Source organism: Corynebacterium sp. HMSC074H12, from assembly GCF_001813755.1.
GTDB classification, from domain to species: Bacteria; Actinomycetota; Actinomycetes; order Mycobacteriales; family Mycobacteriaceae; genus Corynebacterium; species Corynebacterium hiratae.
The window spans coordinates 306-551 of sequence record NZ_KV813928.1; the positions used below are offsets into that span (position 1 = coordinate 306).

The following is a 246-nucleotide window of genomic DNA, read 5'->3' on the forward strand; positions in this document are numbered from 1 at the left end:
CAACCCCGAATTCGGTGACGCATTACCAGTACTCCCACGATCGGGCTAGACGCAGCCTGCGCGGAATCAGCGAGCAAGTAGCAAAAGCCAAACGCGCTGTTGACGGCGATATCGCAATCAAGCGCAACCGCTATATCGATCTTTCCGCCCCGAACAAGAAGGTCAACTACGCTCTTGCTGCCAAACACCGAGCCCTAGCCGGAATCAAAGGCTATGAAACCGACCTGACCGGTCTTGCCGCCCAGG

Annotated in this window: 1 pseudogene; it reads left to right on the plus strand. The window is 56.9% G+C overall.

The window, feature by feature from the left end:
- Nucleotides 1-246: pseudogene (locus HMPREF2932_RS14030) on the plus strand (transposase); the annotation flags it as partial.